Genomic DNA, 22050 nt, shown 5'->3' with positions numbered 1-22050 from the left:
GATGAACAGGCTCACCGTCATCGAGCATTGACTGCGCGGGCGCGTGGTCACAGATAGGAGAACAAGTAGTGGCAAAACCACGCGTATATGAAATCGCCAAGGACCTTGGCCTCGACAGCAAGACCGTGCTGGAGAAGCTGAAGGATATGGGGGAATTCGTCAAGTCGGCATCCTCCACCGTTGAGCCCCCGGTCGAGCGCAAGCTCAAGGCCGCGTTGGCTCCGAAGGGCGACGGCGCAGCCAAGGGCAAGGAGCAGCCGAAGGCCGCCGCCCCCAAGGCAACCCCGAAGCCGATCGCCAAGCCCGGTGCGAAGCCCGGCCCCGCCAAGCCGTCTCCGGCGGCCAAGCCGGGAGCGGGAGCGGCAAGGCATCAGCGTCCCGCGGTGCCCGGCCCCAAGCCGCACCGTAACGACCGTAACGGCAACGCCCTGCAGCAGCGCGGCGAAAAGCCGTCCGCGCCGCACGCACAGCAGCCCAAGCCGGGCGCACGTCCGGCCAAGCCGGGTCCGAAGGCCCCGGTTCCCGCACCGCACGCCGCGCAGGGCAACGCGTCCTCGCAGCAGCGTCCGCATACCCCCGGTCCGCGTCCGGGCAACAATCCGTTCAGCCGCAAGCAGGGCATGCACACGCCCACCCCGGGTGACATCCCCCGTCCGCATCCGATGGCTCGTCCGACTGTGAACAACAACGAGGACAGGCGTGGTGGCCGTGGCGGTCGTGGTGGCCGTGGCGGTTTCCGTGGCGGTCGTCCGGGTCAGGGAGCGCAGGGCGCACGTCCCGGCCAGTGGGGCCAGAACCGCAATGGCGGCGCGCAGCGCGGCGGTCAGCAGGGCGGCGGCGCACGCGGCGGTTTCCGTAGCGGCACCGGCCAGCAGAACAACTTCCCGAGCAGCGGTCCGAGCAACGGTCCCGCACGCGGCGGCAGTCGCGGTCGCGGCGGCGCTGCAGGCGCATTCGGACGTCAGGGCGGCAAGTCGTCGAAGGCCCGTAAGAACAGGCTGGCGAAGCGTCGCGAATACGAGGAGATCAAAGCACCGACCATCGGCGGCGTGCGTATTCCGCGCGGCGACGGTCAGGTGATTCGTCTGCGTCAGGGCGCGAGCCTTGCCGATCTGGCCGAGAAGATCAACGTCAATCCGGCGGCCCTCGTCACCGTGATGTTCCACCTCGGCGAAATGGCCACGGCCACGCAGTCCCTCGACGAAGCCACCTTCCAGATCCTCGGCGAGGAGATCGGCTGGAACATCAAGCTGGTTTCCGCCGAAGAGGAAGACAAGGAGCTGCTGCAGCAGTTCGACATCGACCTTGATGAGGAAGAGCTGCAGGACGATAAGGACCTCAAGCCCCGTCCGCCGGTCGTCACCGTCATGGGCCACGTCGACCACGGTAAGACCCGACTGCTGGATACCATCCGTCGCAGCAACGTCATCGAAGGCGAAGCCGGCGGCATCACCCAGCGCATCGGCGCCTACCAGGTGTCCGTCACCCTTGAGGGCGAGCAGCGCAAGATCACCTTCCTCGATACCCCTGGCCACGAGGCCTTCACCGCCATGCGTGCGCGTGGCGCCGAACTCACCGACGTCGCGATCCTCGTGGTCGCCGCGGATGATGGTGTGATGCCCCAGACCGTTGAGGCCATCAACCACGCCCAGGCCGCTCACGTGCCGATCGTGGTCGCCGTGAACAAGATCGATAAGCCGGGCGCGAATCCGGAGAAGGTCCGCGGTCAGCTCACCGAGTTCGGCCTCGTGCCGGAGGAGTACGGCGGCGACACCATGTTCGTCGACATCTCCGCCAAGCAGGGCACGAACGTCGACAAGCTGCTCGAAGCCGTGCTGCTCACGGCCGACGCGGAACTCGACCTGCGCGCCAACCCGGATATGGACGCCCGTGGCGCCACCATCGAAGCCCGACTCGATAAGGGTCGCGGTGCGGTGGCCACCGTGCTGGTGCAGTCCGGTACGCTCCACGTGGGCGATTCGATCGTCGCCGGCACCTCGTACGGCCGCGTCCGCGCCATGCTCGACGAGAACGGCAAGCAGATGAAGACCGCTGGCCCCTCCTGCCCGGTGCAGGTGCTCGGCCTCACCTCCGTGCCCACCGCTGGCGACCTGTTCCTCGTGGCGGGCGACGACCGTGCGGCCCGTCAGATCGCCGAGAAGCGTCAGGCCACCGAGCGTGCCGCCCAGCTGGCCAAGCGTCGCAAGATCGTCTCCCTCGAAAGCCTTAAGGAGCAGTTCGCCAAGTCCGAGGTGGATATGCTCAACATCGTCATCAAGGGCGATTCCTCCGGTTCCGTCGAGGCGCTGGAAGACTCCCTGATGAAGATCGAGGTGTCCGACGAGGTCGGCATCCAGGTCATCCACCGCGGCGTCGGCGCCATCACGCAGAACGACGTCAACCTCGCGACCGTCGACAAGGCCGTCATCATCGGCTTCAACGTGCGTCCGAACCGTCAGGTGGCGGATCTGGCCGAGCGCGAAGGCGTGGAGATCAAGTACTACTCGATCATCTACAAGGCCATCGAGGATATCGAGGCATCGTTGAAGGGCATGCTGAAGCCGGAATACGAGGAGGTCACCACCTCCCACTCCGAGATCCGCGAGATCTTCCGTTCCTCCAAGTTCGGCAACATCGCCGGCGTCATGGTGCAGGACGGCGAGGTCAAGCGTGGTACGAAGTGCCGTATTCTGCGCAACGGCGTGGCCACTGTCAACGATCTGGAAATCTCCTCGCTGCGTCGTTTCAAAGACGACGTGCAGTCCGTCAAGGAAGGCTACGAGGCTGGTATCAACCTCGGCACCTTCAACGACATCGAGATCGGCGACATCATCGAGACCTTCGAGATGCGCGAAATCGAACGCAAGTAGTCGTCGCAAGCGAACGACGACGGTCATATGAACGATCAGTGTACGTTTCCGCCGATGGCGAGGCCACGGCAGAGGCGTGCACTGATTCGTTTTAACGGGCATATCATTGAGCGGCCGTCCCGCTCCCACGCCCGACGGCGCATATCAGGCCGGAACGCGAAGACCGGCCGATCGCTCCCCGCACCACAGGAAACGTGAGGGAGCGCAACACCATCGAAATACGTAAAGGAAAACCCATGGCAGGAACCAACCCGCGCGCCGCGCGTATCGCGGCCCTGATCCAGCGTGTGATCGCCTCCTCGATGGAGGCCCAGCTGCACGACAAGCGACTGGCGAACATCACCATCACCGAAGTCCGCGTGACCAACGATCTGCAGCTCGCCAAAGTCTATTGGACCCAGCTCGGCCATGAAGGCCATGAGGATGGCGAACGCAAGCGCGCCCAGCAGGCGCTGAACCAGGCCAAGGGACGTCTGCGCTCCCTGGTGGGCACCAAGGCCGGCCTGCGCCTGACCCCGCAGCTGCAGTTCGTGTTCGACGAGGTGCCCGGCGAGGCGCATGAGATCGAAGACATCCTCGCCATCGCGCGCAAGCGTGACGAGGAACTCGCCAAGGCCCGCGAAACCGCGCAGTATGCGGGCGAAGCCGATCCGTATAAGCATCCCGAGGAGAACGAAGGCGAAGCCGATCAGACGGATTCGGACGATTGGGATGACGACGATGAAGATTGGGACGATGAGCAAGCCTGAACCGTCCGGTCTGCTGCTGGTCGACAAGCCGCAGGGCGTCACCAGCTTCGATGTGGTCGCCGCCGCACGCGGGGCGTTGCATATCAAGAAGGTCGGTCATGCGGGCACGTTGGATCCCATGGCCACGGGATTGCTGGTGCTCGCGTTCGGCCGCGCCACGCGACTGCTGAGTGCCATCGTCGAACACGACAAGACGTATGAGGCGACCATCCGGCTTGGTCTGTGCACTACCACCGACGATGCGGAAGGCGAGGTATGCCGGTTCCACGGCGGTGAGACGGCGGCGGTTCTTCCGCCCGCCGATCCGGAGGAAGCCGTGCGACTGGTGGAGGGCATGATCCGTTCACGGTTCCTCGGCGGCATCGATCAGGTGCCCAATACCTTCTCCGCGATCAAGATCAACGGCATACGCGCCTACGATCTCGCCCGTGAAGGCAAGGATGTGGAGCTTAAGGCCCGCAAGGTCACCATCGGCGAATTCGCCGTACTTGATGCCAGACAGGGGTATGCGGGACTTGAGGATGCCGCATGCCCGCTGTACGCCACGCCTGATGACGGTCATGCGGAACCCGTGCTGGACGTGGATGTGCGCGTCAGCTGTTCATCCGGCACGTATATCCGCGCCCTGGCGCGCGATTTGGGGGCCGCGCTCGGCGTCGGCGGTTATCTCACCCGTCTGCGTCGCACGCGCGTAGGGCGTTTCGCCCTGCCCGACGACGCCAGCGGTCTCGCCGACCCGCAGACGAACACGGAACGCATCATCACCGCCCATGCGGAACCGAAGACCTTCACGAACCGTGAAGGCGAAACCATCACCCGCAATCGGGCCGTACTCGATACGCCGTTCGAACGCGGCGACGAACGCACCGCATGGGTACTGCGTCATGCGCTCGGCATGTTGGATGCCGCCAAGGGCGCCATGCCGGTCATCGCCATCGATGCAAGCGAAGCGGCGGAACTGCGGTTCGGCAGGCGGATCGCGCGGGTCGTGAGCTGTGACACCGTAGCCTACGTGCCGGCGGCGGAAAACAATACGGACGCGAACGCGGACGTCGTGGCCATCATCGGCAGGGCCAACGCCCATATGGCCAAGCCGCTCACCGTGTTCCCGGCCGACTGAGACGCCGGGAACGCGGGCTGGCGCGCCTGCTACAGTGGACGCGGCGCAAACGTTAGAACGCACATAAACGTACATCATCAGTACAACGCGAAGGACATCACGCATGAACATCACGACTTTGATTCCCGACGAGCACGGCGATATCGAATGGCCCGACGTGGACAAGGACCGTCGCATGGTGCTCACGCTCGGCTCCTTCGACGGCATGCACCTCGGGCATCAGGCGGTGATCGGTCGCGTCGTGGAACTCGCGAAGCGGCATGACGCGGCTTCGGCGGTCATGCTGTTCGACCCCCGTCCCGCATTCGTGCACGCGCACGGTGGGAACGCGCCCGCGGTGGACGCTGATGCGCTCACCGGTGTGGACGAGCGGTTGGTCGCCATGGAACAGGCCGGCATCGAACAGGTGTACGTGGTGCGTTATTCGCTGGCATTCGCCGAAAAATCCTATATTTTCTTCCTTGGCCAGCTGACCGGCAAACTCGGCATGCGCACGCTGGTGCTCGGCGCCGACGCCGCATTGGGAGCCGGGCGCAAGGGCGATGTGCACGCGATCGCGAATCTCGCCGCGGCGACCGGCGTGTTCGAACTCGACGTGGTGGATGATCGCGGTCCCGGCGAAGTGCGCATCCCGCGCGACTGGAAGCCGCAGATGCCCACCGAATGGGGTGAGCCCGCCGACCCGCTGGCGAATGCCAACAAGGCCGAACGCCGCGCATGGAGCAAGAAGCATCAGGCCAGGCCGGTGCGCACGTGGAGTTCAAGCAACGTGCGCTATCTGCTGGGCAACGGTCGCATCAAGGACGCCGATGCGATTCTCGGCCATGCCCATGCGGTGACCGGCGACGTGGTGCATGGCGAGGAGCGTGGACGTTCCATCGGATTCCCCACGGCCAATCTCGGCGCCGACGTCACCGGGTATCTGCCGGTGGACGGCGTGTACGCGGGCTGGCTCGTCGATTTGGGCGAATCCTCCGGGAACGCCGATCTTGAGACTCGTGCGGCGCGTGTACGCGACGCGAAGGACGCGCCCCGCTGGCCGGCCGCCATCTCCATCGGTACCAAGCCTACGTTCAGCGAAGCCACTGGCAGGCATGAGCGTGTGGTGGAAGCCTACTGCCTGAGCGAGGATTGGCTGGAACTGTACGGCCACACCGTCCGTGTGGAATTCGCCGGATTCCTCCGCCCGCAGGTCAAATTCGATTCCGCGCAGGATCTGGCCGACGAACTGAAGCGCAACGTCGAGGAAACCAAGGCGATTACGGCATAAACCGGAACGTCGCTTCCGGCGTTGCCTACTCGGGAACTATTCGAGAGTGAAACCCTCGAAGACGAATCCGGGACTTACCACGCAAGACACCAGCGCATCGCCGGAACCGGGCACCGTGCGCTGCCATACGCCGGCGGGAACCACCGCATGGCCGCACACTGCATCAGCGGAAGCCTCGGCGGCATACCGGACTTCAACGTGATGGTGTCCAGAGGGTCGTCGCTGGCCGGGGCCGGGCCGTTGCCGCCCAGCTGAAGGGTTACCGGGGCGGGACCATGCCACAGCCAGATTTCATCGGCATCCACCTTATGCCATGCACTGGCATCGCCTTCAGGCAGCAGAAAATAAATCAGCGAGCTCAACGGGCGTGCCGAATCGGCATCGGTGTTAGGCGACTGCCAGTCACGCACATACCAACCGCTTTCCGGATGTGCCTCCATGCCGAGCGCATTCACCACGGAACGCGCGTAGTCGCTCATATCTTCGATTGCGATGCTCATTACATCCTCCTTGTCATCCAGTGCCTTGCTGTCTCCATTCGGTGCATCGACCCGCCATCACGATTGTGTGCGCAGTGACGCCAACGCATCCTGCAACGTATCCACCTGCACGATACGCAATCCGGGAACCGTGATCGGCTTGCGCAATATGGGCACGACCGCCGTGGTGAACCCCAATCGGGCCGCCTCACGGAGGCGGTATTCCAGGCGCGGAACGGGACGGACCTGCCCGGTGAGCGAAATCTCGCCGAGTGCGCAGGTGGTACGGGGAATGGGGGAGTGCTTCGCGGCGCTCGCCAACGCGGCGACGATAGCCAAATCACACCCGGGCTCCTTGGCGATGCCACCGGCAATCGTGGAGACATACAGATCATTGCCCAGCAGATTCAGCTTGCCGTGACGGTACAGTACGGCGGTCAACATGGCGATGCGGCTGCCATCCACCCCGTTCACCGCCCTGCGCGGCGTGGGCAGCACCGAATCGGTGACCAACGCCTGCACCTCGATCGGCAATGAACGATGCCCATCCAACGTGAACGTGACGCATGTGCCCTCAACGGGCGCACTGGTGGTGTCGCCGTTCGACGAGAGGAAAAGACCGGACGGGTCCGTCACCTCCTCGATGCCCTCGCCGCTCATATCGAAACAACCGACCTCATCCGTCGGTCCGAAACGGTTCTTCACCGCACGCAAAAGACGCAGCGCGGTCTCACTATCGCCCTCGAACTGGCACACCACATCCACCAGATGCTCCAACGTGCGTGGACCGGCGATCGAACCGTCCTTGGTCACATGCCCCACCAGCAGCACCGGCACATCCAATGTCTTCGCGGTGTCGATGAGTGCGCTCGCCACCTCGCGTACTTGCGTGGAACCGCCCGAAATACCGTCTACATCCTGGGAGACGATGGTCTGCGCCGAATCGACGATGGCAAGCGATGGCCTGTGATGTTCGATGAGGCCGAGCGCCGTGCCGAGATCAGTGGTGGCGGCGAGCAGCAGATTCGGCTCCACCGCGTTGATGCGCGTGGCTCGCAGACATACCTGGGCTTGGGATTCCTCGCCTGAGATGTACAGTACGGTGCCGTCGCGGTGCGTTCTGGCGATATTGCCGGCGGTTTCCAGCAGCAGCGTGGATTTGCCGATGCCGGGTTCGCCCGCGATGAGCACCACCGAGCCGGGAACGATGCCGCCGCCGAGCACGCGGTCGAATTCGGAGAAACCCGTTGGAACACGTGCCACGGTGTCGGTTCCGATTTCGGTGATTGCCGTGGCTGAAACCGCGCTGACGGCATCGGTGGCGATGGCGCGACGGTCGTGCCCGGGCGCGGCGGTACGCGAGCGTGCGGACGGACGCGCCTCACGGAACTCCTCGACCGTTCCCCATTGGCTGCATTCTGGGCATCTTCCCACCCATTTCGGGCCACTCCAACCGCATTCGGAACAGAGATACTGTACGGACGTCTTTGCCATGGAACCGACGCTACCGAGGCGAAGCGACAAGGTGGTTCGCTATCGCCGGAGCGTCAGACGGCTGTGTCACAATCGAAATATGCCGAATACACGCAGCTCATCGCACCGCAAACTGTTCATCGTCATCATCGTCGCCGTGGTGATCATCGCGTTGTCCATGGTGTCGGCGTTCGTGTGGCCCGGTTGGGCGTTGAATAAGCAGGTCGACCGGCAACAGCAGCAGGAGCAGGTGAAGGAGCCCACCACGCCCGCCATCGATGCGGTGGCGTTGCCGAAGGATGCCACCGAGCTGCTCAAGGCCATGCCGGACAGCGTGCTGAATTTCGCGCGTACCAAGGCCGATAGTTCGGAAACCTGGAAGTCCACGTCGCCGTTGGAGGAGTACACGCTGACCTACAGCACAGGTAAGAAGAGCGATGATATCACACTGATCGTCGGCCAGTGGAGCGCTTCGGATTCCGCGAAGACGCAGTACGGCTCCCTGACCGAGAAGCTGACCGGCAAGACGCTGTATTCCGGTGCGGTGAAGGTGCACGGCAACGAGACAGGCGAGTACGTGGTTCGGGAGAATAAGGAGAACGCCAAGTTCGCGACCGCGGTGTGGTACAACGATACGGTCGTGTTCCAGGCCACCGGTTCCGCGGCCGGCGTGGGGCGTTTCGTGCAGAAGTTCCCCCTGTGATACACGCCAGTGGCATAGTCCGTAAGAACGTGTATAGTTTGGAAAGTTGCAACTTTACGATTAATCGGAATGGAGGCTTCAGATGGGTTCCGTCATCAAGAAGCGCCGCAAGCGGATGAGCAAGAAGAAGCACCGCAAACTGCTGCGTAAGACCCGCCACCAGCGCAAGTAGTCTTACAAGGCTTTAAGGCATTAATGACCCCGCGAGACATAACGCCCGCGGGGTTCGTTTTTTATTCCATCCCGTGGGGTCGATGTGTAGTTTTATGCCGGTTCCGGGTTGGAAGGCGTGCTTCCGTCCCGATAAAGCTGTAATATTTAAACGAAGAAAACGGGCAAATGTTACAAAAGGAGGGGTATGAGGCTCATCAAATACACCTTCAAAGGTTTTTCTTTGTTCAAAGATCATGCGCTGAGTCTTGATCTCTATGCGTCCTCTCGCGTTGTGGATGAGGTCTCCCACGCCACGCGCCGCATGACGGGTATCGGCTCCGCCGTATGCTCCCAGACGGTGGTGGCAATCGCCGGATTGAACGCCACAGGCAAGACCACGGTTCTTCGTGCGACCGCATTGGCCGGCGACATCATCAGAGGTAATGACATCGTCCTCAACAGTCCGTTGTATATGCCGCTCATACCGCTTGTGGACGACAGTGGTCTTGACTTCCAGGCGATATTCGAAGACCAAGGTGAATGGTGGTTGCTGGAAAGCCATCTGGACATTATCCATCGCGGGGCTGGCATGGATGGCACAGGCGAAGGTGACGAAACCGTGGCTGTGGATTTCACTCGGGAGCAACTCCATCGGCATAGGGATCGGCATCTCGTCAAGAATGAACTGGCCGATCCCAAGGTGTTCAAGAGGCATAGCGATATATATGCAACGCGCAATGTCGGCGGGGATCGTGAACTGGACGACAGGGTGAAGAAGTTCCTTTCCCGTGACCGGAGCCTCACCTTCGGGTTCGACTTTGGCCCGCTGCCGATTCTTGCGTATCTGGACATGCTACGTAATCGTTACCTCATCCCTGACGTCGATCCAAGCGTCATGGGCGTATTCGATTCCAGCGTCGAGCGGTTGGACGTGGATACCGATGGTCAGGCGCATCTCAAGTTCGTCGGGGAATCCGAGGAGCATGTGCTGCCGCAGGCACAGGCTTCGCTCATGCTATCGGTCGGTACCACCCGAGGCGCACGTATTATCCGCACCGCGCTGGACGCGCTGGTGGGCGGTGGAATCATGATCGTGGACGAGCTTGAGAACAGTCTGAACAAGAAACTCGTCGAGGCGATAGTGGATCTGTTCAAAGCGCCGCGTACCAATCCCCATGGTGCGGTTTTGGTTTTCTCCACGCACTACCCGGAGCTGCTGAACAGCCTCGAGCGCATTGACGGTATCTATTTCACGACCAGGCAAGGGCCGGGGAACGGGGTGCTGGTCACAAAATACAGCGATATCGAGGCTCGGCCTGATCTCAGTCGCGCCGACGTGTTCCTGTCCGGCAAATGCCGTGGCACGGCGCCGAGCGGACGCGCCATTGAGAGCATGTTCCGCTATGTCACCCAATACGTGGCGGATAAGGGGGATCCCCGGTGAGCGGGTTCCAATTGCCGGAGCCCGCCACCTATCTGCTGTACTGCGAGGGGTCTGCGGAGCGCGTTGCCATGGAGATTCTGCTGGATGCCGGATTGTTGAGATTCGGTTCGGACGACGTGGTCTGCGATCGCATGACAGGCCGTCCAACCATCCAGCGAGGTAAACCGGACAACCTTGCATCCCAGTATCTTCAGATGTCCTACGAGAATCCAATCGTGATCCTGTATATACTCGACTCGCTTAAGGAACAACTGAAACTGCCGAGATATGCGTCGGATACGGACGTGTACTACTTCCATACGAGGCCTGAAATCGAAATTCTCACCATTATCAGGGAAGGTCGGTACGCCGATTTCATGAATCATGCCGGGAGGGATGCGGCGCGATACTGTCAGAAGGAACTGGGGCTGTCGGATATCAAGAAGGAAAAGTTCCTCCGCGGGTACTGGGATGGGGAAAGCCTGCGGGATGCGATTTTGGAATACCGCCGCGTACATAAGAAGGCAAGTAAGGGTGAACTGTCCCTGGCCGATTTGCTGCGTTCGGAATGAATGCGGAATGTGGATGAAAACGACGAGGCTCCGGACGGATTCGTCCGGAGCCTCGGTCAGTTCGCGATGATATTGGACATCACCTGTTGGAATTGGTCAGAATGCGCGGGCCGTCGGGGTTGCCGACGATCACGGTGTCGACCATGTTGAGGAACAGGCCATGCTCGACGACACCGACGGTGTTGATGAGATCCTCGGCCAGTTCGGCGGGGCGTTCGATGCGCTCAAGGTGCAGGTCGACCACGAAGTTGTTCTCGTCGGTGCGGACCTCCTTGCCGTCGGCGTCGAGACGCAGCACCGGCTTATAGCCCTTGGCCTCGAACTTCTTGACGACCTGGCCGGCACCGAACGGAATCACCTCGACCGGCAGCGGGAACTTGCCGATGGTGTCGACGACCTTGGATTCGTCGACGATCCAGACGATCTTGTTGGAGTTGGTGGCCACGATCTTCTCCCACAGCAGCGCGGCGCCGCCGCCCTTGATGCCGTTGAAGTTTTTGTCGACCTCGTCGGCGCCGTCGATGGTCACGTCGATGTGATCGACGTCATCGATGTCCACGATCTTGATACCGAAGCTTTCGGCCTGTTCCTGCGTGCGGCGGGAGGTGGTGACGCCGGTGAACTGCAGGCCTTCCTCCTGCACGCGGCGACCGAGCTCGTCCACGAGGAACTTCACGGTGGAACCGGTTCCCAGGCCGGCGATCATGCCGTCCTGGATGAGCTTGGCGGCTTCGATGCCGGCGGCTTTCTTCATGGCGTCCTGTTGTGCTTTATCCATGCCTTCTCCTTGCTTGTGGGCGATATGGCAGCGTCATTGCCATAAGTCGTTTCCATCCTACCGTGTCACGGCGGTGATGGAACGTCGTGTCCATTGTAATTCGGGGTTTTACCGCAGCATGAACGGCGCGTTGGTGATGTGCAGGTTGCCCTCGCCGTCCACATAACCGTCGATTTCGAGGTAGCCGTGCACGGGCATCGGTTCGCCGGTGAAACGGGGGCTGGTTTTCGGGGCGGGGAAGAACGTCAGGTCGCCTGAGGCGCTTAATCCGGATGGTCTGCCGGAATGGGGTTGTGCGGGTTGCGTGGGGCGTACAGATTGCACAGGTTGCGCGGGGCTCACGGGTTGCGTATGTCGCTGTGGTGCGGCCTGTGCCGTCGGCTGTGATACCGTGCGCGAAGTTTCGGCTGAATCGGCGTGCTCGCTTCGCGCCATGTGTGAGGCCGTGTGATCACCGCCGAATGAACGTTTCACGGATTGTTTCACGGTGTGCTCCGCCTGGTGTTCCGTGCTGTTCTCTCCACCAGTCCCTTCGGAATCGATGCCGTTCCCATCATCGCCCGCCATTTCGAACATCGGTCTGAGCGAATCGGCGCTCGCCTTGCCGTCGAGAACCAGCTGGACGTCAGGCGGCACGTCGGTGCCGGCCGAATACTCGGAATGCAGCAGGGACTGCCATCCTTCGATGGGCAGATAGCCGTCCTTGGCCCCGGAACGGCAGTCCGTGGCGTAGCCGCGTGCCAGCTCGTCGACCAGCTCGTTGCCCGCATTGCCCGCATGCCCCTTCACCCAACGGAAATCGACGGGACCTTCGCGCTTGGCGATTTCGGCATCGATGGCCTTGATGAGTTCGGCGTTCTTCACCGGTTTCTTCTGCGAGTTCTTCCAGCCGTTCTTCTTCCAGCCCTTCACCCACTTGGTGGAGCAGTTGATGGCGTATTGCGAATCCGATTCGATGAGCAGCGGCTCCGCGCCGGGATGCGCGCGCAACGCCTCCAGCACGGCGCACAGTTCGCCGATCTGATTGGTGCCGTTGGTCGCCCCGCCGTGATCGTAGCCACGGTCATCGTGCCTGTGCCCGGCCGTGCCTCCGGCGTTCCTGGCGTGATCCGCCCAAGCCCATCCCATGGGGCCGTTGGGATTGCCCAATGCCGATCCGTCCGTGGAAACGGTGATGGTCATACGAGATCCTTTCCTCATGCGCCCCAGATGCGGGGACGATGTCTTGTAGACAGCCTACGCCATGCCCGGTCTGCGAAGCCGCCGAAGCGTGGGGGAGCGGGTGGCATGGACGGCAAACAAAAGGGGCGGACCCGCGATACCTTGCGGATCCGCCCCAAAGACAGGCGTTCAGGCTAAGAGCCCGGCCGAAATCAGTCGGCCAGAGCTTTGTCGACGACCTCGGTGGCCTCGGCGAGCACCTTGTCCAGAGCCTCGGGAGACTCGAAGGACTCGGCGTACACCTTGTAGATGTTCTCGGTGCCGGAAGGACGGGCCGCGAACCAGTTGTTCTTGGTGGTGACCTTCAGGCCGCCGATCTTGGCGTGGTTGCCCGGGGCTTCGGTGAGCTTGGCGGTGATGTCCTCGCCGGCCAGCTGGGTGGCTGCGACGTCGTCGCCGGTGAGCTTGGCGAACTTCTGCTTCTGCTCGAGCGTGGTCGGGGTGTCGACGCGCTTGTACCAGCTTTCGCCGAAGCGCTCGACCTGCTCCTGATGCAGCTGAGCCGGGTTCTTGCCGGTCTTCGCGGTGATCTCGGCGGCCAGCAGGTCGGGGATCAGGCCGTCCTTATCGGTGGTCCAGACGCGGCCGTCCTTGCGCAGGAAGCTCATGCCGGAGCTTTCCTCGCCGCCGAAGGCGACTTCGCCCTTGAACAGCGGATCGACGAACCACTTGAAGCCGACCGGCACCTCGACGAGCTTGGCGTTGATGGAAGCGGCCACACGGTCGATCAGGGAGGAGGAGACCAGGGTCTTGCCGATGCCGGCGTTCTCCGGCCAACCCGGGCGGTTGCCGCCGAACAGGTACTCCACGCACACGGCGATGTAGTGGTTCGGGTTCATCACGCCCCAGTTCGGGCAGACGATGCCGTGACGATCGGCATCGGGATCGGTGCCGCCGACCAGATCGTACTTGTCCCAGGCGCCGTTGTTGAGGGAGTCCACAAGGCCCTTCATCGCGTACGGGGAGGACGGGTCCATACGGATCTTGCCGTCATGGTCGATGGTCATGAAGCTCCAGGTCGGGTCGACCTGCGGGCGCACGACGTCGATGGCCAGGTTGAACTTCTCGTTCATCAGCGGCCAGTAGTTGACCGAAGCGCCGCCGAGCGGATCGATGCCCAGACGCACGCCGGAGGAACGGATGACGTCGAAGTCGATGACGTTCTCCAGATCGGAGACGTAGTGGTCGCGGTAGTCGAAACGCTCGACCAGGTCGGACTTGATGGCCTGCTCGAACGGGACGCGCTTGACGTTCTTGAAGTCGCCGAGCAGCTCGTTGGCGCGGTCGGCGATGGCGTTGGTCACGTCGGCCGGTGCCGGGCCGCCGGTGACCGGGTCGTACTTGAAGCCGCCGTCGGTGGGCGGGTTGTGGGACGGGGTGACGACGATACCGTCGGCGAGGCCGTCGCCGGTGAAGCGCTGGGTGCCGTCCGCGGCGCGGTTATGGGTCAGGATGGCCTGGGAGACGACCGGGGTCGGGGTGAAGTCGTCGCGGGAATCGATGCGCACGCGCACGCCGTTGGCGACCAGGACCTCGATGGCGGTCTTCCATGCCGGCTCGGACAGGGCGTGGGTGTCGCGGCCGATGTACAGCGGGCCGTTCACGCCGGCCTTCTTGCGGTATTCCGCGATGGCCTGGGTGATGGCGACGATGTGGGCCTCGTTGAAGGAGGTCTTCAGGGACGATCCGCGGTGACCGGAGGTGCCGAAGGAGACGCGCTGTTCCGGAACGGACGGGTCGGGGACGACGTCGTAGTACTTGCCAATGACCTCGTCGACATTGATCAGATCTGCTGGGGTGGCGGGTTTGCCCGCATTATTTGCAACCATGAGACTTATTGTGCCACGGGGCATGGGCTAATGTGCGGTAATGTCATATTTTGTTCGGTGAAAACGTTGGCACGAACTCACCGTGCGGCGTGTCGGAAATCATAACAGCGGAGCGACGGCAAACCTTTACGTTAACAACAAAGAATTTTGCCAATCATGTAAACGTAGTGTAAACTGTATTCCATTCGACTACTCGCAGGGTTGCTAGTCCATAACAGACGCAAGACTTGAGACTTGGCATATTCAAATGCCGGGTCTCAGGTCTTTTTTGTTTGGTGCGGACGGCCTGCGGGGCGAAGAATGGAAATGAAACAAGGAAGGAAGGGAAAATGGCTGAGTCAACCGCGTCGCAGATCATTTCTGCGATTGGTGGTGCTGAGAACGTTCGCAGCCTCACCCATTGCGCCACGCGTCTACGCTTCGAGCTGGTGGATGCGGGCAAGGTCGATCAGGCTCGTCTGGACGGTGCCAAGGGTGTGCTTGGCACCGTGCCGCAGGGCGACAACCGTTACCAGGTCGTTATCGGCGGCGGCGTCGCCAACGTCTACGAGGACATCATGCATCTGCCGGAGATGGCCAACGCCGGTGCTGCCGCGGGCAAGGGCGGCAAGTCCGGTGGCCAGATGACCGATGCCGAGGTCAAGGCCGCGGAACGCGCCAAGGCGCGCGGCAAGTTCGCCTGGCTCGATGCGTTCTTCGAGTATCTGTCCGATTCGTTCCGCCCGATCCTGGGCGTGCTGCTCGGCGCATCCATCATCATCGCGCTGGTCAACCTGCTGATCTCGCTGAACGTGATCCCGAACGACGAGGCCTCCGCCGGCTGGGTGTTCGTGAAGGCCATCTGGAAGGGCGTGTTCTACTTCCTGCCGATCATGATCGCGTACAACGCATCCAAGAAGCTGAAGGTCGACCCGTGGCTGGGCGGCGCGATCATGGCCATGCTCATGACTCCGCAGTTCACCAGCCTGATAGACACCAAGACCTTCACCGACACCGTCTGCACCACCAATGAGGCTCTGGGCACCACCTCTTGCACCGCCAAGATCTTCGGTCTGCCGATGCTGCTGAGCGATTACTCCGGCAACGTGTTCGTACCGTTGCTGATGGCCGCCGTGCTGGCCCTCGTCTACCACGGGCTGAAGAAGATCATCCCCGAAAGCGTCCAGCTTGTCTTCGTGCCGTTCTTCTCGCTGATCATCGTCGGTGCGCTGACCGCCTTCCTCATCGGCCCGCTGGGTGTGTGGGCTGGCAACGAGATTGGTGTCGGCCTCGCCTGGATGAACGCACATGCGCCCTTCATCTTCGCCATCGTCATCCCGCTGCTGTACCCGTTCCTAGTGCCGCTGGGTCTGCACTGGCCGCTCAACGCCCTTATGCTCATGAACATCCAGACGCTGGGCTACGACTTCATCCAGGGCCCGATGGGTACTTGGAACTTCGCCTGCTTCGGCGCCACCGCTGGTGTGCTGTTCCTCGCCGTGCGCGATAAGGACCCGGTCATGCGCCAGACCTCCCTCGGCGCCCTCGCCGCAGGCCTGCTCGGTGGTGTTTCCGAACCGTCCCTGTACGGCATCCACCTGCGTTACAAGATGGTCTACAAGCGCATGCTGGTCGGCTGCGCCGTCGGTGGTGTCACCATCGCCATCCTCGGCTGGCTCTTCCCGTCCACCGTCGCATCCGGCGCCGTCGTGCACGGCGTGACCACCACGGCCTTCGCCTTCACCTCGCTGCTCACCATCCCGGTCTTCAACCAGATGTGGGTCTACGGCGTGTCCATTGCGGCTGCGTTCATCGTGTCCTTCCTCATGGTCGCGACCTTCGACTACCGCACCCCGGAGCAGAAGGCCGAAGCCAAGCAGCGTGCCGCCGACTACATCGCCGAGCAGGAAGCCAAGAAGGTCTCCAACGGCAACGCTCCCGCCGTTGCCGCTGCTCCCGCCGCGACCGCCACCGCCACCGCAGTGGCGACCACCACCGTCGCCTCCCCGCTGTCCGGCCACGTCATCTCCCTCGACGAGTCCGGCGACCCGGTGTTCGCCTCCCGCGCACTGGGTGAGGGCGTCGCCATCCAGCCGTCCGACTCCACCGTGGTCGCCCCGGTCTCCGGTGTGCTGTCCACCGTCGCCGAAACCGGCCATGCCTTCGGCATCAAGACCGATGACGGCGTGGAAGTGCTCGTGCATGTCGGCATCGACACCGTGAAGATGAACGGCGAAGGCTTCGCCGTCGCCGTAAAGACCGATCAGCGAGTGAACGCTGGTGATACTCTGGTGACTGTCGACTTCGATAAGGTCAAGCAGGCCGGGTACAGCACCACGACGCTGATGACGGTGACCAACACCATGGCCCTTGCCTCGGTCACGCCGAAGACGGATATCGATGTGAAGGCCGGTGATGCGGTAATCGATATCCAGCACTGACGACGTCTCAAGACGTCGACGTCTGGGGAAGGAACGAAACGGTGGAAGTACTTCGCGTATTCAACAACAATGTCGTCCTGGCGAAGGATGGGAATAGCGAAGTGATACTGACCGGGCGCGGATTGGGATTCCAAGCCAAGCCCGGCCAGCGCATCGACGAAAGGAAAGTCGTCAAGCGTTTCGTTCCCTCCGACGGGCGTGACCCCGATCATATGGCGGAATTGCTCGCGGGCATTCCGCCCGAGATCATCAGGCTGATTACCGAGGCCATGACGAAAATCGGTATGGCCGCTCAAGTCGAGCGTCGTCCCGCTCTCGTCATGGCCTTGGCCGACCACCTGACCGGCGCCATCAGGCGCATCAACAAGGGCATCAGCGTCGAATACCCCTTGCAGGCAGAAGTCCAATCATTGTATGCGCGCGAATACGATCAGGCGAAGAAGCTTGTGGACGTGCTCAACTCGTATCTCGGGGGCATCCTTCCCGAGGGGGGAGGTGGTCGCCTTCGCGATGCATCTGGTCAATGCAGGATTCACCACGGGAGACCTGTCACGCACGTATAAGATCACGGGCGTCATCCAACAGATGCTTGCCGTGATCGAACAGTCCTACGGCGTGAAACTCGACCAGCACAGCATCAACGTCGGCAGGTTCATCACCCATCTGCGGTATCTGTTCGTCCGCATCAGCCAGAACAAGCAGCTCGACCGTGAACCGCAGCCGATCATCGATTCGATCAAGCAGACCTATTCCGATGCCATGCGTTGCGCCGACAAGATCGCCGCCGTGGCGGCCCTGCGTCTGGACGCGCATCTGACCGAGGACGAAATCGCCTATCTCGCCCTGCACATCTCCCGTGTCACCACGGATGTGATGGATGAGGAACACAAGAAATCAGACGCGAACCGAGCCGAAGCGGGTGGAACGAACGTCCGGTGAGCGGATGGTCGCCGGCGGTGAGGTAGTGCCGTGGTAGTGCCGCAGTAGTGCAGGTTATGGTTGCGGGTGGTGTGCCTTTCCTGTCATGAAGGCATGCGAAAAAGCGGAACGGGACGCCACTATGACGCCCCGCCGAATATGATCTTGCCGAAACGGTCAGGCGGTCATGCCCGCGGTTCCGGGAACCTCCGGTACGCGCACAATCAGCGCATGCCTCTCCACACTGATGCGGATATGCTGCGATTCGCCGAGGATATCGCCGTCCACTTCGGCCAAAGCGGGCTTCTCCAACGTGAGTTCCGCGCTGATACCCTGAATCTGGTCCACCTTCGAATTGATGGAGATGGGGTTCTGCTCGGGCTTGCGGGTGACGGTCTGGTAGACGATGTCGCCGAACAGATTCGTCCAGCCGATTATGCCGCCGGTCGTATCGATGATCTCGAAATCGAGGATGCCATCGTCGACCGATGCGCTGGGCATAAGCGAGAACATCGGGATCTCACCGCAATTACCCGCCATGAACGTGCGGAAGGTGAGGCCGCTGCGCGAATGCGTGCTGCCGTCCGCGCTGGTGATGGTGACGGTGCCATGGTATTTGGGGGCGAAAAGGTTCTTCACGCCGCCGACGAAATACGCCAGCCAGCTGATGTTCTTCTTCAATTCCGGATCGGTGTCGTCGATCATCGCGGCGTCGAAACCGATGCCCGCGATGATAAGGAACGCATGGCCGTGATCCTCGTTCTCATTGTCGAGAATCGCCATACGGCCCATATCCACGTTGCGCGAGCCATGCGATGTCGCCACGGTGAGCGCGGCCTCGATATCCCCCACGGGAATGCCCATATTGCGGGCGAACAGGTTGCCGGTGCCGATGGGAATGATGCCCAAGGCGTGACCGGTGCCGGCCACGGCGCTGGCGACGGTGCGCACCGTGCCATCGCCACCCACGGCGACCACCACATCCGCCCCATGGGCCAACGCCTCCTGCGCGCAGACCCTGCCGTCCTTGTCGAGCTGCGTTTCGATGAACTCGATGTCATTGAACCCGTGATTCGCGCAGTACGAGGCGATGAAACGTCTATGTTCGGCGGCCTGCGGCTTCGAAGGGTTGATGATGAACGCGTAATGCACGGAATCATTGTCGCGACGGTCAAGCACGTTGGCCAGTTTGCGGCGTTTGCGGGAACGCACGAACAGCACGATCGCTGAGATCGCGGCGATGACGGCGACGATGACCGTGATGGTGATGAGTGCAGTTTTCGACATGCCCCCTATTTTTGCGAAGAACAGGACAGACGGGCGTGCCTTTTGAAAGAATCCGCCCTAATCCTGCACGAACATATCCGGTGCGTCGCTACACGGCACTAGGCTTAAGGCCATGCTTGATATTCAATTCATTCGAGAACACGCTGATATCGTCAAGGAATCCCAGCGCAAGCGCGGGGAGTCCGTCGAGCTCGTCGACGAGGTGCTGTCCTCCGACGAGGCGCGTCGTGCGGCGCTGAAGGATTTTGAAGCCGCCCGCGCCCAGCAGAAGGAAATCGGTAAGAAGGTCGCCGCAGCGTCCGGCGACGACAAGGCCAAGCTCATCGCCGAGACCAAGGAACTCTCCAAGAAGGTCTCCGAATACAAGGCCGCCGCCGATGCCGCCACCGGCGAATACACCACCGCCATGTGGAAGCTGTCCAACGTGGTCGAGCCGGAAGCTCCGGAAGGCGGCGAGGACGATTACGTCGTCGTCAAGAAGGTCGGCGACATCCGCGACTTCGCGGCCGAAGGCTTCGAGCCGAAGGACCACCTCACCCTGGGCCGTGGCGTGGCCGGCATCGATATGGAACGCGGCGTGAAGGTCGGCGGCTCCAGATTCTACTTCCTGCGCGGCGCGGTCGCCCGCATGCAGATCGCCATGCTCACCATGGCCGTCGATCAGGCCGAGGAGCACGGCTTCACCCTCGCCATCACCCCGACGCTGGTGCGCCCCGAAGTGATGCGCGGCACCGGCTTCCTGAACTCCCATGCGGACGAGATCTACCGTCTGCGCGAACCTGACGAGCAGTACTTGGTCGGCACCTCCGAAGTGGCGCTCGCCGGCATGCACGAGAACGAGATCCTGAACCTGGAGAACGGCCCGCTGCGCTACTGCGGCTGGAGCTCCTGCTACCGCCGTGAGGCCGGCGCCGCAGGCAAGGACACCTCCGGTATCATCCGCGTGCACCAGTTCGACAAGGTCGAAATGTTCGTCTACGCCAAGCAGGAGGACTCCTACAAGGAGCATGAGCACCTGCTGGCCATGGAGCAGGAGATGCTCGGCAAGGTCGAGGTGCCGTACCGCATCATCGATACCGCCGCCGGCGATCTGGGTTCCTCCGCGGCCCGCAAGTTCGACTGCGAGGCCTGGGTTCCGACCCAGGGCCGCTACCGCGAGCTCACCTCCACCTCCAACTGCACCGAATATCAGGCGCGTCGTCTCAACATCCGCGAGCGCACCGAGGATGGCTCCACCCGCGCCGTGGCCACGCTGAACGGCACTCTGGCCACCACCCGCTGGCTGGTCGCCATCATGGAGAACCACCAGCAGAAGGATGGCTCCATCGAGATTCCGAAGGCCATGCGTGCGTACATGGGCGGCAAGGAAGTCATCGAGCCGACCAAGTGGGAAGCCTGATTCTTTCGGTTTCTGCCTAGTTTTCGAAGGGACCCGCGTTCACGCAGGTCCCTTTTCGCGTGCTTCGGCTTGTTTCGTCGGGTTGTGCTATATTGACGTTTTGTGTGATAAGTGCACGGGTAGATGTCTGAGCGGTCTAAAGAGACGGTCTTGAAAACCGTTGAGGTGCAAGCCTCCGCGAGTTCGAATCTCGCTCTGCCCGCCATAAGGCTTACTGGGATTCCCCCAGTAAGCCTTTTTGTTGCCCAAATCCTGATATTTTGGGTTGTGCGACGGCTGGGTCTTGAGACGGTTGGATTTCATGCGACGGCCGGGTCTTGAGAAAGGGGTTGGTGGTGACTGAACGTTCGGGAACGCTGCAGGTAAGGGATCGTGCTTACGGAGCCATGGCCGGACTCGCGTTGGGCGACGCGCTGGGCATGCCTACGCAGAGCATGTCGGCGGCCGACATACGCCGGTATTACGGCGGTTCGATCACTCGGCTCGTGAACGCAGTGCCGCAGCAGCCCATCGCGCCGAATATGAAGGCTGGCGCGGTCACCGACGACACGGAACAGGCGTTCGTGCTCGCGCAGCGGCTTATCGAAGATGGCGGACACCTTGACAACGCCCGGTACGCTCGTGATCTGTTGCAGTGGGAAGCCGATATGAAGGCCAAGGGATCGCTTGATCTGCTGGGGCCGTCCACCAAAGCGGCGTTGCGAAAACTCACCGAAGGCGTCAGCTTGGAGAAAACCGGCCGGTTCGGCACCACCAATGGCGGGGCCATGCGCGCCACCCCGGTGGGTATCGCGTTCCGCCCGGGCGAAGCGCTCGCGGATGCCGCCTGGCGCTCCTGTGTGGTGACGCATAACACGGTGCAGGGCATTGAATCGACCACATTGGTGGCTTCCGCGGTGAGTTTCGCCATCGAGGGTGAACGTGATTTCCTGCATCGGGCGGTGAACTTCGTGCAGGCGCTCCCTCAGCGCGGCAACTGGTCGCCAAAAGCCTCGGTGCTGGCACGTGTGCGGCACTTCATGGATTGGGTCGAACAAGACGGTCGCAAGGTGGGTGACGACGAATTCGCGCTGACGCTCCAACGTGATTGCGGTACGAGCGTGGAATCGAATGAATCGGTGGCTGCGGCGTTCGCCATCGCCACGCGTTTTTTCGACGATCCGACGCGAGCCTTGTGTTTCGCGGCTTCCATAGGCGGCGACACCGATACCATCGCCGCCATTACCGGCGCGATGCTGGGCGCTTGGCATGGCGTGCAAGGCTTTGACGCCGCCATGCTCGATCAGGTGCTGTCGCAGCTTGCGGAGGATAACCACCTTGACTTGAAGGCTACCGTCTCCGCGTTGTGCGCGTTGCGTGATGCCGGTGATATGTGTTAGACAATGG

16 protein-coding genes, 1 tRNA gene and 2 pseudogenes are annotated in these 22050 nt (G+C 62.1%); 13 read left to right on the top strand and 6 right to left on the bottom strand.

Annotated elements, in window-relative coordinates; translation table 11 throughout:
* Positions 1–68 precede the first annotated feature (68 nt).
* The 4 genes from infB (at position 69) to ribF (ending at position 6009) form a co-directional block, all read left to right on the top strand.
* Positions 69–2870 carry a translation initiation factor IF-2 gene (infB, locus tag BUB29_RS05875; protein ID WP_033522709.1) on the top strand — a complete coding sequence of 934 codons (2802 nt, stop codon included), beginning with the start codon at positions 69–71 and terminating at the stop codon, positions 2868–2870.
* A gap of 236 nt (positions 2871–3106) precedes the next feature.
* A complete protein-coding gene (rbfA, locus tag BUB29_RS05870; protein WP_033522710.1) occupies positions 3107–3619 on the top strand; it encodes a 30S ribosome-binding factor RbfA in 513 nt (170 codons plus the stop codon).
* Positions 3606–4739, top strand: a complete 1134-nt coding sequence (truB, locus tag BUB29_RS05865; protein WP_033522711.1) for a tRNA pseudouridine(55) synthase TruB — start codon at positions 3606–3608, stop codon at positions 4737–4739. The genes rbfA and truB overlap by 14 nt, the downstream gene beginning before the upstream one ends.
* Before the next feature lie 103 nt (positions 4740–4842).
* Positions 4843–6009 carry a bifunctional riboflavin kinase/FMN adenylyltransferase gene (ribF, locus tag BUB29_RS05860; protein WP_033522712.1) on the top strand — a complete coding sequence of 389 codons (1167 nt, stop codon included), beginning with the start codon at positions 4843–4845 and terminating at the stop codon, positions 6007–6009.
* 36 nt (positions 6010–6045) lie between these two features.
* Here ribF and BUB29_RS05855 read toward each other — a convergent pair.
* Both BUB29_RS05855 and radA read right to left on the bottom strand, forming a co-directional pair.
* A pseudogene (locus tag BUB29_RS05855) lies at positions 6046–6509 on the bottom strand (cupin domain-containing protein).
* Positions 6510–6566: 57 nt separating this feature from the next.
* On the bottom strand, positions 6567–7982 hold the full coding sequence (gene radA, locus BUB29_RS05850) for a DNA repair protein RadA (protein WP_033522713.1): 1416 nt from the start codon (positions 7980–7982) through the stop codon (positions 6567–6569).
* A gap of 79 nt (positions 7983–8061) precedes the next feature.
* On the opposite strand from radA, the gene BUB29_RS05845 reads away from it, so the two are divergent.
* The 4 genes from BUB29_RS05845 (at position 8062) to BUB29_RS05830 (ending at position 10812) form a co-directional block, all read left to right on the top strand.
* Positions 8062–8664: an SH2 domain-containing protein gene (locus tag BUB29_RS05845; protein WP_033522714.1), complete on the top strand. Its 603-nt coding sequence runs from the start codon at positions 8062–8064 to the stop codon at positions 8662–8664.
* Positions 8665–8746: 82 nt separating this feature from the next.
* Positions 8747–8836 carry a 30S ribosomal protein bS22 gene (locus BUB29_RS05840; protein ID WP_004268639.1) on the top strand — a complete coding sequence of 30 codons (90 nt, stop codon included), beginning with the start codon at positions 8747–8749 and terminating at the stop codon, positions 8834–8836.
* 186 nt (positions 8837–9022) lie between these two features.
* Positions 9023–10261 (top strand): AAA family ATPase, encoded by a 1239-nt coding sequence (locus BUB29_RS05835; RefSeq protein ID WP_033522715.1) that lies wholly within the window; start codon positions 9023–9025, stop codon positions 10259–10261.
* Positions 10258–10812: a hypothetical protein gene (locus BUB29_RS05830; protein ID WP_033522716.1), complete on the top strand. Its 555-nt coding sequence runs from the start codon at positions 10258–10260 to the stop codon at positions 10810–10812. Before BUB29_RS05835 ends, BUB29_RS05830 begins: the two co-directional genes overlap by 4 nt.
* 79 nt (positions 10813–10891) lie before the next feature.
* On the opposite strand, the gene rpiA is transcribed toward BUB29_RS05830, so the two are convergent.
* The 3 genes from rpiA to pgm form a co-directional block, all read right to left on the bottom strand.
* The gene (gene rpiA / locus BUB29_RS05825) at positions 10892–11590 is read right to left on the bottom strand and encodes a ribose-5-phosphate isomerase RpiA (protein ID WP_033522717.1); all 699 of its coding nucleotides are present in this window, start codon (positions 11588–11590) and stop codon (positions 10892–10894) included.
* Positions 11591–11698: 108 nt separating this feature from the next.
* Positions 11699–12718 (bottom strand): ribonuclease H family protein, encoded by a 1020-nt coding sequence (locus tag BUB29_RS05820; RefSeq protein ID WP_033522811.1) that lies wholly within the window; start codon positions 12716–12718, stop codon positions 11699–11701.
* A gap of 245 nt (positions 12719–12963) precedes the next feature.
* Complete coding sequence (pgm, locus tag BUB29_RS05815; RefSeq protein ID WP_033522718.1) at positions 12964–14640, bottom strand: phosphoglucomutase (alpha-D-glucose-1,6-bisphosphate-dependent); 1677 nt, start codon at positions 14638–14640, stop codon at positions 12964–12966.
* A gap of 329 nt (positions 14641–14969) precedes the next feature.
* Here pgm and BUB29_RS05810 point away from each other — a divergent pair, with 329 nt between their 5' ends.
* Together BUB29_RS05810 and BUB29_RS05805 are read left to right on the top strand one after the other, a co-directional pair.
* On the top strand, positions 14970–17060 hold the full coding sequence (locus BUB29_RS05810) for a glucose PTS transporter subunit IIA (RefSeq protein WP_033522719.1): 2091 nt from the start codon (positions 14970–14972) through the stop codon (positions 17058–17060).
* Positions 17061–17101: 41 nt separating this feature from the next.
* Positions 17102–17999 (top strand): annotated as a pseudogene (locus BUB29_RS05805) (PRD domain-containing protein).
* Between the two features lie 156 nt (positions 18000–18155).
* Here the strand turns inward: BUB29_RS05805 and BUB29_RS05800 are convergent.
* Positions 18156–19265 carry a diacylglycerol/lipid kinase family protein gene (locus BUB29_RS05800; RefSeq protein ID WP_033522720.1) on the bottom strand — a complete coding sequence of 370 codons (1110 nt, stop codon included), beginning with the start codon at positions 19263–19265 and terminating at the stop codon, positions 18156–18158.
* Between the two features lie 112 nt (positions 19266–19377).
* Between BUB29_RS05800 and serS the strand changes: the two genes are divergently transcribed.
* The 3 genes from serS to BUB29_RS05785 all read left to right on the top strand — a co-directional run bounded on the left by serS (position 19378) and on the right by BUB29_RS05785 (position 22043).
* Positions 19378–20664 carry a serine--tRNA ligase gene (gene serS / locus BUB29_RS05795; protein ID WP_033522721.1) on the top strand — a complete coding sequence of 429 codons (1287 nt, stop codon included), beginning with the start codon at positions 19378–19380 and terminating at the stop codon, positions 20662–20664.
* Between the two features lie 117 nt (positions 20665–20781).
* Positions 20782–20869: transfer RNA gene (locus BUB29_RS05790), tRNA-Ser, on the top strand.
* 181 nt (positions 20870–21050) lie between these two features.
* Positions 21051–22043 carry an ADP-ribosylglycohydrolase family protein gene (locus BUB29_RS05785; RefSeq protein ID WP_081888382.1) on the top strand — a complete coding sequence of 331 codons (993 nt, stop codon included), beginning with the start codon at positions 21051–21053 and terminating at the stop codon, positions 22041–22043.
* The last annotated feature ends 7 nt before the right edge of the window (positions 22044–22050 follow it).

Origin of the sequence: Bifidobacterium merycicum DSM 6492 (assembly GCF_900129045.1) — a bacterium.
Classification (GTDB): Bacteria; Actinomycetota; Actinomycetes; order Actinomycetales; family Bifidobacteriaceae; genus Bifidobacterium; species Bifidobacterium merycicum.
Note: the sequence above shows the minus strand (reverse complement) of the source record. Positions and strands in the feature narration are given on the sequence as shown.

Coding starts and splice junctions, on each gene's coding strand:
- BUB29_RS05840 (WP_004268639.1), top strand. CDS start 8,747: ATGGGTTCCGTCATCAAGAAGCGCCGCAAGCGGATGAGCAAGAAGAAG.
- rbfA (WP_033522710.1), top strand. CDS start 3,107: ATGGCAGGAACCAACCCGCGCGCCGCGCGTATCGCGGCCCTGATCCAG.
- BUB29_RS05835 (WP_033522715.1), top strand. CDS start 9,023: ATGAGGCTCATCAAATACACCTTCAAAGGTTTTTCTTTGTTCAAAGAT.
- rpiA (WP_033522717.1), bottom strand. CDS start 11,590: ATGGATAAAGCACAACAGGACGCCATGAAGAAAGCCGCCGGCATCGAA.
- BUB29_RS05800 (WP_033522720.1), bottom strand. CDS start 19,265: ATGTCGAAAACTGCACTCATCACCATCACGGTCATCGTCGCCGTCATC.
- serS (WP_033522721.1), top strand. CDS start 19,378: ATGCTTGATATTCAATTCATTCGAGAACACGCTGATATCGTCAAGGAA.
- pgm (WP_033522718.1), bottom strand. CDS start 14,640: ATGGTTGCAAATAATGCGGGCAAACCCGCCACCCCAGCAGATCTGATC.
- BUB29_RS05845 (WP_033522714.1), top strand. CDS start 8,062: ATGCCGAATACACGCAGCTCATCGCACCGCAAACTGTTCATCGTCATC.
- BUB29_RS05820 (WP_033522811.1), bottom strand. CDS start 12,718: ATGGGATGGGCTTGGGCGGATCACGCCAGGAACGCCGGAGGCACGGCC.
- truB (WP_033522711.1), top strand. CDS start 3,606: ATGAGCAAGCCTGAACCGTCCGGTCTGCTGCTGGTCGACAAGCCGCAG.
- BUB29_RS05810 (WP_033522719.1), top strand. CDS start 14,970: ATGGCTGAGTCAACCGCGTCGCAGATCATTTCTGCGATTGGTGGTGCT.
- BUB29_RS05785 (WP_081888382.1), top strand. CDS start 21,051: ATGGCCGGACTCGCGTTGGGCGACGCGCTGGGCATGCCTACGCAGAGC.
- ribF (WP_033522712.1), top strand. CDS start 4,843: ATGAACATCACGACTTTGATTCCCGACGAGCACGGCGATATCGAATGG.
- radA (WP_033522713.1), bottom strand. CDS start 7,982: ATGGCAAAGACGTCCGTACAGTATCTCTGTTCCGAATGCGGTTGGAGT.